At 75.7% G+C, this 16,540-nt stretch carries 1 protein-coding gene; it reads left to right on the top strand.

Features of this window, described 5'->3' with window-relative positions:
* Positions 1 to 17: 17 nt before the first annotated feature.
* A complete protein-coding gene (locus tag BFF78_RS45320) occupies positions 18 to 16,538 on the top strand; it encodes a type I polyketide synthase (RefSeq protein WP_069777506.1) in 16,521 nt (5,506 codons plus the stop codon).
* Positions 16,539 to 16,540: the final 2 nt, after the last annotated feature.

Here is a 16,540-nt window from a genome sequence, read left to right as displayed (position 1 = left end):
GGGAGGAAGGATTCCGCGTGGCGAACGTGGTGAACCGGGAAAACGCGGCAAATGCGTCAACCTCGGCAACCTCGGCAACCTCGGCAACCTCGGCAACCTCGGCAACCTCGGCAAACGAGGACAAGCTCCGGGAGTATCTCCGGCGCGCGCTGACCGAGGCGCAGAGCGCGCAGCGCAGGCTGGCCGAGATCGAACAGGCCCGCCGCGAGCCCATCGCGATCGTGGGCATGGCCTGCCGCTATCCCGGCGGGGCCGACACCCCCGAGCAGCTGTGGGAGCTGCTGGCCGCCGGCCGGGACGGGATCTCCGCCTTCCCCGCCGACCGCGGCTGGGACCTGGCCGGACTGCCGGTCGGGCTCGGCGGGTTCGTGGACGGCGCCGGTGACTTCGACCCCGGGTTCTTCGGCATCTCCCCGCGCGAGGCGCTGGCGATGGACCCGCAGCAGCGGCTGCTGCTGGAGACCTCCTGGGAAGCGTTCGAACGCGCCGGTATCGACCCGCTCAGCGCGCGCGGCAGCCGCACCGGCGTGTTCGCCGGAGTGATGTACCACGACTACGCGACGCTCATGGACAGCGTGCCCGAGGAGCTGGAAGGCTTCATCGGCAACGGGAACGCCGCCAGCATCGCCACCGGCCGGGTCGCCTACACCTTCGGTTTCGAAGGGCCCGCCGTCACCGTGGACACCGCCTGCTCCTCCTCGCTGGTCACCCTGCACCTGGCGGTGCAGTCACTGCGCTCCGGGGAGACATCGCTGGCGCTGGCCGGCGGCGTGACCATCATGTCCACCCCCGGCACCTACGTGGAGTTCGACCGGCTCGGCGGACTGGCCCCCGACGGCCGGTGCAAGGCGTTCTCCGCCGACGCCGACGGCACCGGCTGGTCCGAGGGCGTCGGGATGCTGCTGCTGGAGCGGTTGTCCGACGCGCAGCGCAACGGCCACCCGGTGCTCGCCGTGGTGCGCGGTTCGGCCGTGAACCAGGACGGCGCGTCCAACGGCCTGACCGCACCCAACGGCCAGGCGCAGCGCCGGGTCATCGTCGAGGCGCTGACCAACGCCGCGCTGTCCCCCGGGGACATCGACGCGGTGGAGGCACACGGCACCGGCACCTCGCTCGGCGACCCCGTGGAAGCGCAGGCCCTGCTGGCCACCTACGGCGTCGACCGTGACCGGCCGCTGTGGCTGGGGTCGGTCAAGTCCAACCTCGGGCACACCCAGGCCGCCGCCGGGGTCGCCGGGGTGATCAAGGTCGTACAGGCGATGCGCCATGGGGTGCTGCCTCGCACGCTGCACGTCGACACCCCGACCGAGCACGTCGACTGGGCCGACGGCCCACTGCGACTGCTCACCGAGGCGGTCGACTGGCCGGACACCGAGGTCCGCCGCGCCGCAGTGTCGGCGTTCGGGGTCAGCGGGACCAACGCGCACGTGATCATCGAGCAGGCTCCGGCTGTTGAGCCCATGCCGGTCGCCGAACCGGTGGTGCCGGTGCCGGTGCTCGTGTCCGGCCGTAGCGCTGAGGCGCTGCGTGGGCAGGCGGCGCGGTTGCGTGAGTACCTGCTCGCCGCATCGGGGGCCACCGTCGCCGAGGTGGCGCGCGCGGCGGCGCTGTCCCGTGCCGCGCTGGAGCACCGCGGTGCGGTGGTGGCCGCCGACCGGGACGAGTTGCTCGCGGGACTCGCGGAGTTGGCCGACGGGGCGTCCGGGGAGATCACCGGGGTCGCCGGGCGCGGGGGGCTGACCGGGTTCCTGTTCTCCGGTCAGGGGTCGCAGTGGTCTGGGATGGGCCGGGAGCTGGCGGAGCGGTATCCGGTGTTCGCGGAGTCGTTCGAGGACGTCTGTGGGCGGTTGGAGTCGGTGCTGGGGCTGCCGGTGCGTGAGGTGGTCCTCGGCGGTGGTGAGCGGCTGGATCAGACGTTGTTCGCGCAGTGTGGTCTGTTCGCGGTCGAGGTGGCGCTGTTCCGGTTGCTGGAGTCGTTCAGTGTGGTGCCGGACTTCGTCGTCGGGCATTCGGTCGGTGAGGTGGCGGCTGCGCATGTGTCCGGGGTGTTGTCGCTGGACGATGCGGTGTCGCTGGTGTGTGCGCGGGCCGGGTTGATGCAGGAGTTGCCTGCGGGTGGGGCGATGTTGGCGGTGAACGCCACCGAGGCCGAGGTCGTGGAGATCCTTTCCGGCGGGGTGGGGATCGCGGCCGTCAACGGGTTGCGGTCTGTGGTGGTGTCCGGTGCGGAGTCGGCGGTGGAGGCCGTTGCGGTCCAGGCGGCGGAGCGGGGCTGGCGGCATACCCGGTTGCGGGTGAGTCATGCGTTCCATTCGCCGTTGATGGAGCCGGTGTTGGGGCGGTTTCGTGAGGCCATCGGTGGTGTCGGTTTCGCGGTGCCGAGTGTGCCGTTCGTGTCCGCCGTGGAGGTGGGCGAGGCGCCGGTGTCGGCGGATTACTGGGTGCGCAATGTCCGGGAGACGGTGCGCTTTGCCGATGCGGTGGCGCATCTGCATGCGTTGGGTGTGACGAGGTTCGTGGAGGTGGGGCCGGACGCCGCGCTGAGTGTCGTGGGGCCGGACTGTCTGCCCGAGGAGAGCACGGCGGTGTTCGTCCCGCTGCTGCGCCGCGGTCAAAGCGAAGTCCGCGCCCTGGCAAGGGGGTTGGCCAAGTACCACGCACACGGCGGTACGGTCGACTGGGCGTCGTACCTGCCCGCCGCGGCCCGGGCCGAGTTGCCCACCTACGCCTTCCAGCGCCGCCGCTACTGGCTGGAATCGGCCGCCGGCGGCAACCTCGCCGCCTCCGGGCTGCTCCCGGCGGGCAACCCGCTGCTCGGCGCGGCGACCGCGCTGGCCGGGTCCGACGCCTATCTGCTCACCGGTCGGCTCTCGGTGCCGTCCCAGCCCTGGCTGGCCGACCACCGCGTCTCGGGCGCGATCGTGCTGCCCGGCGCGGCGTTCGTGGAACTGGCCGCGCAGGCCGCCGACCGGGTCGGCTGCGACCGGGTCGAGGAACTCGTGCTGCGGGCGCCGCTGGTGCTCACCGGCACCGGAGCGGTCCGGCTGCAACTGGCCGTCCGCGAAGCCCAGGACTCCGGCCGCCGCGACCTGGAGATCTACTCGCTGGCCGAGGACGCGTCCGAGGACGAGCCGTGGACGCTGCACGCCACCGGCGTCCTCGCCACCGGCCCGGACGAACCCGTCGCCGTGGAAGAGGCCTGGCCGCCCCGGGACGCCGCCCCGCTGGCCGTGGACACCGCCTACGCCGATCTCGCCGCTCGCGGCCTGGACTACGGCCCCGCGTTCCAGGGCCTCGGCGCGGCCTGGCGGCGCGGCGCGGACATCCTCGCCGAGGTCGCCCTGCCCGCCGAACTCCGGGACCGCGCCACCGGGTTCGGCCTGCACCCCGCGCTGCTGGATGCCGCCTTGCACGCGCTCGCGCTCACCGACGACACCGGCACCGCGCGGCTGCCGTTCTCCTGGACCGGTATCCGGCTGCACGCCGCCGGAGCATCCGCCGTACGGGTCCGGCTCACCCCCACCGGCGAGGACACCGTCGCACTGGACCTGTTCGACGCCACCGGATCCCCGGTCGCCTCCGTCGGCTCGCTCACTCTGCGCGCCGCCACCGGACAAGCCACCGACCGCGTGCCCCGCGACTCCCTGTTCCGGCTGGACTGGGACACCACCCCGGCCCCCGCCGAACCCGCCAGGGGCCCCTGGGCGGTCCTGGGCGCACTGCCCGAGGCCCTGACCACCGACCTGCGCGCCGCCGGGATCCATCGCACCGACGACGGTGCCGCCGAGGTCACCGTACTGGCCGTCCCGGCGGGGCAGCCCGCCGGACAGGTCACCTCCGCCGTGCTGCGGCAGGTGCAGGACTGGCTGGCCGCCAACGCCGCGCCCGCCCGACTGCTGGTGGCCACCACCGGTGCGGTCGTCACCGAACCCGCCGGCCGGCCCGCCGATCCGGGCGGCGCGGCGGTGTGGGGGCTGCTGCGCGCCGCGCAGGCCGAACAGCCCGACCGGATCGTGCTGGCCGACCTCGACGACACCGCCGCGTCCCGCCGCGCGCTGCCCGCCGCGTCGGCCACCGGGCAACCCCAACTGGCGCTGCGCGGCGGTGCGTTGCTCACCCCCCGGCTGGGCCGGCCCGAGCTGGTGCCGCCCGCGGACCCGCACTGGCGGCTGGCCGTCACCCGTCCGGGCACCCTGGACAACCTCGCGCTGGTGCCCGCCCCGGCCGCGTCCGCGCCGCTGGAACCGGGCCAGGTGCGCATCGCGGTGCGCGCCGCCGGGCTGAACTTCCGCGACGTGCTCATCGCCCTCGGCATGTACCCCGGTGCGGTCGCCCTCGGCGGCGAGGGCGCCGGCGTGGTCACCGAGGTGGCCGCCGATGTCACCGGCCTCGCCCCGGGCACCCCGGTCATGGGCCTGTTCGGTGACGCGTTCGCCCCGGTCGCGGTCGCGGAACGGGCCGCCGTCGCGCCGATCCCGGACGGCTGGACGTTCGAGCAGGCGGCCGCCGTACCGATCGCGCACCTCACCGCCCACCTGGGCCTGGTCGGACTCGCCGGGCTGCGGGCCGGGGAGTCGGTGCTGATCCACTCCGCGGCCGGCGGCGTCGGTATGGCCGCCGTACAGCTGGCCCGCCACCTCGGCGCCGAGGTCTACGGCACCGCGGGCGAGAGCAAGTGGCCCGTGCTGCGTGACCTCGGCCTGGACGACGCGCACATCGCCTCCTCCCGGGACACCGGCTTCGCCGCGAAGTTCGGCCCCGTCGACGTCGTACTCAACTCGCTGTCCGGCGAGTTCGTGGACGCCTCGGCCGGACTGCTGCGCCCCGGCGGCAGGTTCCTGGAGATGGGCAAGACCGATCTGCGCGACCCGGCCGGCTTCCCGGGGATCAGCTACCGGCCGTTCGACCTGATGGAGCTGCCGCCGCACGAGATGCAGCGGCTGCTGGCCGCGGTGCTGGAGCTGTTCGCCGCGGGTGCGCTGAGCGCGCCCCCGCCGTCGGTGTGGCCCATCGGCCGTGCCGTGGACGCGTTCCGGTTCCTCAGCCAGGCCCGGCACACCGGCAAGCTGGTGCTCACCCTGCCCCGCGCGCTCGACCCCCAGGGCACCGCGCTGATCACCGGCGGCACCGGCACCCTCGGCGGACTGGTCGCCCGGCATCTGGTGCGCGAGCACGGGGTACGGCACCTGCTGCTGACCAGCCGCCGTGGCGGCGCCCCGGAACTGGCCGCCGAACTCACCGCGCTCGGCGCCGAGGTGCGCGTGGCGGCCTGTGACGCCGCCGACCGGGACGCGCTGGCCGCGCTGCTGGCCGGCATCCCCGCCGCACACCCGCTGACCGCCGTGGTGCACGCCGCCGGGGTCGCCGACGACGGGTTGTTCACCGCGCTGACCCCGGAGCGGCTCGCCGCAGTGCTACGGCCCAAGGTGGACGCCGCGCGGCACCTGGACGAGCTGACCCGCGGGCACGACCTGGCGGCCTTCGTGCTGTTCTCCTCGGCCACCGGCACCCTCGGCGGCCCGGGACAGGCCAACTACGCCGCCGCCAACGCCTGCCTGGACGCGCTGGCCGGCCGGCGGCGCGCTGCCGGGCTGCCCGCCCAGTCGCTGGCCTGGGGCCTGTGGGCGCCGCCCAGCGGCATCACCGGCGCACTGTCCGCGGCGGACCTGGCCAGGATGGCCCGCGCCGGAGTGCAGGCGCTGTCCGCCGAGGAGGCGCTGGCGCTGTTCGACACGGCGCTGGCCCTGGACGACCCGGTGCTGCTGCCGGCCAAGGTCCGCCCGGGCACCGCCGACCCGGCGCTCCTGCCCCCTCTGCTGCGCGCCTCGGTCCGCGGCACGCGGCGCCGGACCGCCGCGGTCGCCGACCCCGCTGCGGCGGCTGCGCCGGCCGAACTGACCGCCGGGCAACTGCTGACACTGGTGCGCGCAGAGACCGCCGCCGTCCTCGGCCACGCCGACGCCGACGCCGTCGACCCGCAGGCTGAGTTCCGCGCACTGGGCGTGGACTCGCTGTCCGCGGTGGAGCTGCGCAACCGGCTCACCTCGGTCACCGGCACCACCCTGCCGGCCACCCTGGTGTTCGACTATCCGACCCCCGCCGCGCTGGCGGCGTACCTGAGCCAGGATCGGCCCGAGGAGACCTCCCCGGCCGGCACCGCCGTCGTCACCGACGACGAGCCCATCGCGATCGTCGGCATGGCCTGCCGGTTCCCGTCCGAGATCCGCTCCCCGGAACAGCTGTGGCGGTTCCTGCTCGACGGCGGCGACGGCATCACCGAGTTCCCCACCGACCGAGGCTGGGACCTGGACACACTGTTCGACGCCGACCCCGACCGGCCGGGCACGTCGTACACCCGGCACGGTGGATTCCTGCGGGACGCCGCCGGCTTCGACGCCGAGTTCTTCGGCATCAACCCGCGCGAGGCGCTGGCCACCGATCCGCAGCAGCGGCTGCTGCTGGAAACCTCCTGGGAGACCTTCGAACACGCCGGGATCGACCCGGCCGCGGTGCGCGGCAGCCGGACCGGCGTGTTCGTCGGCGTGATGCGCCAGGACTACGGTCCGATGCTGCACCACGCCGCGCAGGGCGTGGAGGGCTACCGGCTCACCGGCAGCGCGGCCAGCGTCGCCTCCGGCCGGCTCGCCTACACGTTCGGCCTGGAAGGCCCCGCACTGACCGTGGACACCGCCTGCTCGTCCTCGCTGGTGGCGCTGCACCTCGCCGCCCAGGCGCTGCGGCGCGGCGAGTGCGACCTGGCGCTCGCCGGTGGGGCCACCGTGATGGCCACCCCCGGGCTGTTCGTGGAGTTCTCCCGGCAGCGCGGCCTGGCCGCCGACGGCCGGTGCAAGTCCTTCTCCGCCGACGCCGACGGCACCTCGTGGTCGGAGGGCGCCGGAATGCTGCTCGTGGAGCGGCTGTCCGACGCGCGCGCCGCCGGTCACCGGGTGCTGGCCGTCGTACGCGGCTCCGCGGTCAACTCCGACGGCGCGTCCAACGGCCTCACCGCGCCCAACGGCCCGTCCCAGCAACGGGTGATCCGCGCCGCGCTGAGCAGCGCCGGGCTGTCCCCTTCGGACGTCGACGCGGTGGAGGCACACGGCACCGGCACCACCCTGGGCGACCCCATCGAGGCCCAGGCCCTGCTGGCCACGTACGGCGCCGATCGCGACCAGCCCCTGTGGCTCGGCTCGGTCAAGTCCAACCTCGGGCACACCCAGGCCGCCTCCGGCGTCGCCGGGATCATCAAGATGGTCCTGGCACTCCGGGCAGGGCTGCTGCCCCGCACGCTGCACATCGACGCACCCAGCCCGCACGTGGACTGGGCCTCCGGGGCGGTGTCCCTGCTGACCGAACCGCAGCCCTGGCCGGACACCGGCCGGGCCCGCCGTGCCGCGGTGTCCTCGTTCGGGGTCAGCGGCACCAACGCGCACATCGTCATCGAGCAGGCCCCGGCCGAGACGCCCCCGGCGCCGCCGGCCCGGGCGCCCCTGCCACTGCCGGTCGTGGTCTCCGCCCGCACCGAGGCGGCCCTGCGCGAGCAGGCCGCCCGGCTGCTGACCCACCTCGGGGCACACCCGGACGTCGAACCGGCGGCGCTGGCACACTCCCTGCTGACGACGCGCGCCGCGCATGCGTACCGGGCCGTGGTGCTGGCTGAATCGGGGGGTGGGCCGGCTGATCCACCTGCCGGGCCGTCCGATCCACGGGCTGGGCTGTCCGATCCACGGGCCGGGCTTGCCGCCCTCGCCGAGGGCACTCCCGATGCCGACGTCGTCACCGGCTGTGCCGCCGACGCCGGGAAGCTGGCGTTCCTGTTCCCCGGCCAGGGCTCCCAGCGCCTCGGCGCGGGCCGCGAACTGGCCGCCGAATTCCCCGCCTACGCCGCCGCGTTCGACGTGGTGTGCGCCGAACTCGACCGGCACCTGCCCAGGCCACTGCGCGAGGTGCTGTTCGCCGTCGAGGGCAGCCCCGAGGCCGCGCTGCTCGACCGCACCGACTTCACCCAGGCCGCGCTGTTCGCCGTAGAGGTCGCACTGGTCCGGCTCGCGGAGAGCTGGGGCCTGCACCCGGACCTGGTGGCCGGCCACTCGGTCGGCGAGATCGTCGCCGCCCATGTCGCCGGGGCGCTGAGTCTGCCCGATGCCGCCGCGCTGGTCACTGCCCGCGGCAGGCTGATGGCGCGGGCCACCCCCGGCGGCGCGATGGTCGCCATCCAGGCGACCGAGGCCGAACTCGCCCCGGTGCTGGCCGCGCACGCCGGGCAGGTGCGGCTGGCCGCGGTCAACGGCCCCGCCTCGGTGGTGGTGTCCGGCGACGCCGTCGCGGTCACCGAGATCGGCGCCCAGTGGCGTGAACGGGGCCGCCGTACCCGCCAGTTGCGGGTCACCATGGCTCCGCACTCCCCGCACGTGGACGGCATCCTGGCCGAGTACCGGGAGATCGTCACCGGCATCCCGTTCACCGCGCCACGGTTGCCGGTCGTGTCCACGGTGACCGGGGCGCCGCTGTCGGAGCGGGAGATCACCGACCCGGAGCACTGGGTGGCCAACGTCCGGGACAGCGTACGGTTCCTGCCCGCGGTGCGCGCCCTGGCCGAGGCCGGAGCCACCGCGTTCGTCGAGATCGGGCCGGCCGCTGTACTGACCGCGATGGCCCGCGACTGCCTGCCCGGAAGCGAAACCGGGCCCGAGTACGGGCCCGAGACCGGAACGGAACCCGGGACCGAACCGGGGGCCGAGCCGGGGGCCGCGACCGGAACGGAAGCCGGGGTCGCGCCCGGAACGGACCCCGCCGTCGAACGGATCGTGCTGCCCACCCTGCGCGACGGCCGGGACGAGATCCCGGCCCTGCTGGAAACGCTGGCCCGGCTGCACGTGCACGGCGTCTCCCCGGACTGGGCCGCGGTCACCGAAGGCCGCGCACCGGCGCCGGTTCCGCTGCCCACCTATCCGTTCCAGCACCGCCGGTTCTGGATGACCGGCGAGACGGCCGCCGGCGCCGGCGCGGCCGGCCTCGGCCCGGTCGGGCACCCCCTGCTCGGCGCGGCCCTCACGCTGGCCGACGGCGCCGGGGTGCTGTTCACCGGGCGGCTGTCCACCACCACCCAGCCGTGGCTGGCCGACCACGTGGTGGCCGGCCGGATCGTGCTGCCCGGCACCGCGTACGTCGAGCTCGTCACCCGCGCCGGGGACGAGCTGGGCTGCGGCCGGATCACCGAACTGACCCTGGACACGCCGCTGGTGCTGGCCGAGCGGGGCGGCGCCGCGCTGCAACTGGTGCTCGGCGCGCCCGACGAGCAGGGCCGCCGCGCGGTGACCCTGTACTCCCGGGCCGAGGCGGGCATCACCGACGAGCCGTGGACCCGGCACGCCACCGGCACCGTCGAACCGCCGGCCGGCGTCGCGCCGGCGCTGGGGGACTGGCCTCCGGCCGACACGGCCGAGACCGAACCGGCGGAGCTGTACCAGCTGCTGGCCGACCGCGGCCTGGCCTACGGACCGGTGTTCCGCGGACTGCGCACGGCCTGGCGGCGGGACACCGCCACCGGCGCCGAGGTGTTCGCCGAGGCGGAACTGCCCGCCCCGGCCGAACCCGGCGGCTTCGGGATGCACCCGGCGCTGCTGGACGCCGCGTTGCACGCGCTCGCCACCGACCCCGAGGCGAGCACGGCCGCCCTGCCGTTCGCCTGGACCGGGGTGACCCTCTGGCAGCCCGGCGCCACAACCCTGCGGGTGCGGCTGACTCCGGTCGACGGCGGTATCACCATCACCGCGTACGACAGCCACGGCTCCCCGGTACTCACCGCGGACAGCCTCGCACTGCGCCCGCTCCCCGCCGACCTGCACACCGGCACCGAGGCACTGCACACGGTGGACTGGACGCCGCTGCCCATCGCCACCGAGGGCTCCGCCCCGACCGACGGGGGCAGGCAGGCCACGGCTGCCGAGGGCCCTGCCCTCACCGATCCGGGCGGGCACGCCACGGCCGCCGAGGGCCCCGTGCCCACCCGTCTCGCCGAGCACCGCACTGGCACCGAGGGCCCCGCCTCCACCGACCCCAGCGCGCCCCCCACCAGCACCGAGGACTCCGTGCCCACCGAACTCGGCGGGCACGCCACGGATGTCGAGGGCTCCCGGCCCACTGATCTCGGCGAGCACCACACTGGCACCGAGGGCCCCGCCCTCGCCGATCTGGGCGGGCACGCCACGGGCGTCGAGGGCCCTGCGCCCACCGGTCTCGGCACGCCCGCCACCGGCATCAAGGCCCCCGCCCCCACCGCCGCCAGCGCGCCCCCCACCCGCGCCAAGGCCCCCGCCCCCGCCCTCACCCGCACCACGGCTCCCACCCCCACCAGCCTCGGCCCCGACCTCGACCTCGCCGTCGTGGCCGAACCGCCGGAGTGGCTGCTGGCGTCGTTACCCGCCGTCGAGGACGCCCCGGCGCGGATCGCCACCGCCGTCCATCAAGTGCTGGCTCTGGTGCAGGAGTTCCTGGCCCAGGAACGGTTCGCCGCCAGCGCCCTGGTGCTGCGTACCTCCGGTGGAACCGACGGCACCGACCTGGCCGCCGCGGCCGTGTGGGGTCTGGCCCGCTCGGCCCAGTCGGAGAACCCGGGCCGGATCGTGCTGCTGGACAGCGATGGCAGCGTGCCCGACAACGTCGCCCTGGCCACCGGCGAGCCCCAACTGGCCGTCCGTGACGGCGCGGTGTTCGTGCCGCGGCTGGTCCGGGCCGAAGCCGGCGAGCCCGCAGTCTGGGATCCCGAGGGCACCGTGCTGATCACCGGCGGCGCCGGGGCGCTCGGCTCGGTGCTGGCCCGGCACCTGGCCGCCGAGCACGGTGTACGGCACCTGCTGCTCACCGGCCGCCGCGGCCCCGACACGCCGGGCGCCGCCGGACTGGTCGCCGAGCTCGCCGGACTCGGCGCCACCGCCGAGGTGGTGGCCTGCGACGCGGCCGACCGGGACGCGCTGGCCGCGCTGCTGGCCGGCATCCCCGACGAGCACCCGCTGACCGCCGTGGTGCACGCCGCAGGGGTGCTGGACGACGGGATGCTCACCGCGCAGACACCGGAGCGTGTCGACCGGGTCTTCCGGCCCAAGGTCGACGCCGCGCTGCACCTGGACGAGCTGACCCGCGGGCACGACCTGGCCGCGTTCGTGCTGTTCTCCTCGGCCGCCGGGATCCTGGGCAGCCCGGGGCAGAGCAACTACGCCGCCGCCAACGCCGTGCTGGACGGCCTGGCCGCCCGACGCCGCGCGGCCGGCCTGCCCGCCGTGTCGCTGGCCTGGGGCCTGTGGGCCGGCGCCGGCGGCATGGGCGACGCCGCGGACGGCGCCGCCCGGCAGCGCATCGAACGGCTCGGTGTGACGCCGCTCGACGCGGCCGAGGGCATGCGGCTGTTCGACGCCGCCGTACCGGGCGGGACCGCGCTGGCCGTCCCGGTCCGGCTGAACCTGGCCGTGCTGCGCGAGCAGGCCCGCACCGTCCCACCGGCACCGCTGCTGCGCGGCCTGGTCCGCGTCCCGGCCCGCCGCGCCACACGCACCGGCGCGCTGCAGGCCGCGTTCGCCGGGCTCGACGAGGCCGCCCGCGCCAGGCTGGTGCGCGACACCGTACGCACCGCGGTGGCCGCCGCCCTCGGCCACGGCAACGCGGCCGACCTGGGCGACCGGCGCGCCTTCACCGACCTCGGTTTCGACTCGCTGACCTCGGTGGAACTGCGCAACCGGCTGGCGGCCGGCACCGGACTGGCGCTGCCCGCCACGCTGGCCTTCGACCACCCGAGCATCGCCGCCGTAGCCGACCACCTGCTGGGCAGGCTCACCGCGGCCGCCGCCCCGGCACGCACCGCACCCCGGCGCACCGGCCCGGCCGACGAGCCGATCGCCGTCGTCGGCATGGCCTGCCGTTACCCGGGCGGGGTGCGCTCCCCGGAGGACCTGTGGCGGCTGGTGGCCTCCGGCGGCGACGGCATCTCGCCGTTCCCCACCGACCGCGGCTGGGACACCGAACGGCTCTACGACCCCGACCCCGACCGCGCCGGGCACACCTATCTGACCAAGGGCGGATTCCTGCACGACGCGGCCGAGTTCGACGCCGCGCTGTTCGGTATCTCGCCGCGCGAGGCGCTGGCCATGGACCCGCAGCAGCGGCTGTTGCTGGAGACCTCCTGGGAGGCGCTGGAACGCACCGGCATCGACCCGCTGTCGCTCAGGGACACCGACACCGGCGTGTTCGTCGGCGTGATGTACCACGACTACGCCACCCGGCTCCCCAGCACCCCGCAGGACGTCGAGGGCTACCTCGGCGCCGGCACCGCGGGCAGCGTCGCCTCCGGTCGGGTCGCCTACGCCTTCGGCCTGCAGGGCCCGGCGGTCACCGTGGACACCGCCTGCTCGTCCTCGCTGGTCACCCTGCACCTGGCGGCGCAGGCGCTGCGCGCGGGGGAGTGCTCGCTGGCGCTGGCCGGCGGCGCGACCGTGATGTCCACGCCCGGTACCTTCATCGAGTTCTCCCGGCAGCGCGGTCTGGCCGCCGACGGCCGGGTGAAGGCCTTCTCCGCGGACGCGGACGGCACCGTCTGGTCCGAGGGCGTCGGCCTGCTGGTCGTGGAGCGGCTGTCCGACGCGCGCCGCAACGGCCACCGGATCCTCGGCGTGCTGCGCGGCTCGGCGGTGAACCAGGACGGCGCGTCCAACGGGCTCACCGCGCCCAACGGCCCCTCGCAGGAACGGGTGATCCGCGCCGCGCTGAGCAGTGCCGGGCTGTCCCCTTCGGACGTCGACGTGGTGGAGGCGCACGGCACCGGCACCGCCCTGGGCGACCCGATCGAGGCCCAGGCCCTGCTGGCCACCTACGGCGCCGACCGCGACCAGCCCTTGTGGCTCGGCTCGGTCAAGTCGAACATCGGGCACACCCAGGCCGCCGCCGGGGTCGCCGGGGTGATCAAGGTCGTACAGGCGATGCGGCACGGCCTGCTGCCGCGCACCCTGCACATCGACGCCCCCACCCCGCACGTGGACTGGTCGGACGGCGACGTACGGCTGCTCACCGAGGCACGGCCCTGGCCGGAACGCGACCGGCCGCGCCGTGCCGCGGTGTCCTCGTTCGGGATCAGCGGCACCAACGCGCACGTGATCATCGAGCAGGCCCCGGAGAGCCCGGCCCCGCGACCGGCGCCCCAGGGGGTGGTGCCGGTGCCGCTGTCCGGCAACACCGAGGCGGCGCTGCGCGCCCAGGCCGGCCGGCTGCGGACCTGGCTGGCCGCCGAGCCGGACGCCGGGCCGGCCGAACTGGCCGCGGCCCTGACCGCCGGGCGCGCCGCGCTGACCCACCGCGCCGTGGTGGTCGCGGCCAACCGGGAGGACCTGCTCTCCGGGCTGACCGCGCTGGCCGCCGGGGACACCGCACCGCACCTGGCCACCGGAGCCGCCGGGGCCGCCGGCCGCACGGTGTTCGTGTTCCCCGGTCAGGGTGCGCAGTGGGCGGGGATGGCGCTGGAACTGCTGGAGTCCTCGCCGGTGTTCGGGGCGCGGATGGCCGAGTGTGCCTCGGCGCTGGGTGAGTTCGTGGGCTGGTCGTTGCTGGGTGTGTTGCGGGGTGAGGCCGGTCAGCCGTCGTTGGAGCGGGTGGATGTGGTGCAGCCGGTGTCGTTCGCGGTGATGGTGTCGCTGGCGGCGCTGTGGCGGTCGTTCGGGGTCGAGCCGGATGCGGTGGTGGGTCATTCGCAGGGTGAGATCGCGGCGGCCTGTGTGGCGGGAGCGCTGTCCCTGCGCGACGCCGCGCTGGTGGTCTGCGTGCGCAGCAGGCTGATCGCCGAGGAACTGACCGGACACGGCGGGATGGTGTTCCTGGCGCTGCCCGCCGACGAGGTGACCGCCCTGCTGCCCCCCGGGGCAACGGTCGCCGCGGTCAACGGCACCGCCTCCACGGTGGTCTCCGGCGAACCCACGGCACTCGACCGGCTGCTGGCCGACTGCGACGCACGCGGGATACGGGCCCGCCGGATCGCGGTGGACTACGCCTCGCACTCCGCGCAGGTGGAGCGCATCGAGACACACCTGGTCGAGGCCCTCGCCGGGGTGCGCCCACGCAAGGCGGCCGTGCCGATGTTCTCCACGGTCACCGCCGACTGGGCCGACCCGGCCGCGCTGGACGCCGGCTACTGGTACCGCAACCTGCGCCGGACCGTCCGCTTCGAAGAATCCGTGCGTGCCCTCGCCGAACAGGGCCACCGCGGGTTCGTCGAGGTGAGCCCGCACCCGGTGCTGGCGCCCGGGATCGACGAGACGCTGGACGAGGTGACCGTCGTAGGGTCGCTGCGCCGCGACGAGGGCGGCCTCGACCGGTTCCTGCTCTCCGTCGCCGAGGCGCAGGTCGCCGGGCTGCCGGTGCGGCTGGCCGCCGCCGTCGACGGGCCGCGGCCCGCCCCGGTGGACCTGCCCACGTACGCCTTCCAGCGGCAGCGCTTCTGGCTGTCCGCCCCGGAGCACACCGGCACCGACGCGGCGGACGGCGCGTTCTGGGCGGCGGTCGACCCCGCCGACCCGAAGGCGCTGGCCGACCTGCTGGGCGTACCGGCCGAACCGCTCGCCGAGGTGCTGCCCGCACTGGCCGCCTGGCGCTCCGCCCAGGAGGCGAGCACCACCACCGACGGATGGCGCTACACCGTCGGCTGGCGACCCGTCGAGGCGGCCGAGGCCGTGCTGACCGGCACCTGGCTGGTCGTCAGCCCGGACGGGCTGCCCCTGGCCGAGGACTGCGCCGCCGCCCTCACCCGCGCCGGGGCCGAGGTCCGCGTGCTCGGCCCGGACGCCGTACCGGCCGAGGCGGCCGGCGCGTCCGGGGTGGTCTCGCTGCTCGGCCTGGCCGAGGGCCCGCACCCGGAGCAGCCCGCCGTGCCCGCGGGCCTCGCCGCCACCCTGGACCTGGTGCGCGCCCTGGCCGACACCGGCGCCGTGCTGTGGCTGGTCACCAGCGGGGCGGTCGCCGCCACCCCGGCCGACCGGGTGCCGCACCCCGAACAGGCCATGCTCTGGGGCCTGGGCCGTACCCTCGCGCTGGAACACCCGAAACTGTACGGCGGCATCCTCGACCTGCCCGAGGACCCGGGCCGCGGTCTCGACCGGCTGGCCGGGCTGCTGGCCGGCACCGAGGACCAGGCCGCCGTACGCGACACCGGGGTGCTGGTGCCGCGCCTCGCGCGCGCCCCGCTGGGCGGGCGTACCCCGGTCCGGCCGTGGCAGCCCACCGGCACCGTACTGGTCACCGACGGCCTCGGACCGATGGGCCTGCCGGTGGCCCGCTGGCTGGCCGGCAACGGCGCGCAGGCGCTGGTGCTGACCACCGACGACCCGGCCGCCACCGCCCCGGACGATCTCGGCGTTCCGGTCACCCTGAGCAGCTGCGACCCGGCCGACGCGACCGCGCTGGCCGAACTCCTCGCCGCCGTCCCGGCGGACACACCGCTCACGGCGGTGGTGCACACCGCGGGCGCGCTGCGCTCCGGCCCGCTGGCCGGCACCGGCCTCGCCGAGCTCGCCGCCACCCTCGACGCCAAGGTGCGCGGCGCGGCCAATCTGCACCGGCTCACCGGCGAGCTGGACGCGTTCGTGCTGTTCTCCTCCGTCGCGGCCACCTGGGGCGGCAGCGAGCAGGGCGCGTTCGCCGCGGCCAACGCCTACCTCGACGCGCTGGCGCAGCACCGGCACGCCCGCGGGCTGCCCGCCACCGCGCTCGCCTGGGGCCCCTGGGAGGGCGCCGGGCTCGGCGCGGCGGACGCCGGCACCGAGGCCCGCCGCCGCGAACAGCTGCGCCGCCGCGGCGTACTGGCGCTGCCCCCCGGGCAGGCGCTCGCGGCGCTGGCCGACGCGGTGCGGCACGCCGACACCACGGTGACCGTGGCCGACGTGGACTGGGCCGGTTTCGCGCCCGCGTTCACCGCCGCCCGGCCCAGCCCGCTGCTGGGCGAACTGCCCGAGGTGCGCGACAGCCTCGCCGCCGTCGACGGTGAACCGGCCGAGCCGGAACTGGCCGACCGGCTCGGCTCGCTGCCCGAGGCCGACCAGCAGCGCGAACTCGTCGAGCTGGTGCGCCGGGAAGTCGCCGTCGTGCTCGGCCACGACGACCCCGACGCACTGCCCACCGGGCGGCCGTTCACCGACCTCGGGTTCGACTCGCTGGCCGCGGTCAACCTGCGCAACCGACTCGGCGCGGCCACCGGCGTACGGCTGTCGGCCGGCGCGGTGTTCGACCATCCCACCCCCGCCGGGCTCGCCGAGCACCTGCGCAGGCAGCTGGTGGTGCCCGCCGCGGCGGCCGTCGGCTCGCTGGACGAGGAACTCGACCGGCTGGCCGGAGTGCTGGCCGGGGTGTCCGGCGAGGACGACCGGCGGCGCGCGCTGACCCGGCTCCAGGGACTGGTCGGCCGGCTGACCCCGGGCCCGGACGGCGATCGGGAGTCGGTCACCGAGCGGCTCGGGGCCGCCAGCGACGAAGAGATCTTCCGGTTCATCGACTCGGAGTTGAGCTGATC

The organism is Streptomyces fodineus, assembly GCF_001735805.1.
In the GTDB taxonomy this organism is placed as follows: Bacteria; Actinomycetota; Actinomycetes; order Streptomycetales; family Streptomycetaceae; genus Streptomyces; species Streptomyces fodineus.
This window is presented reverse-complemented; position numbering and strand designations above follow the sequence as displayed.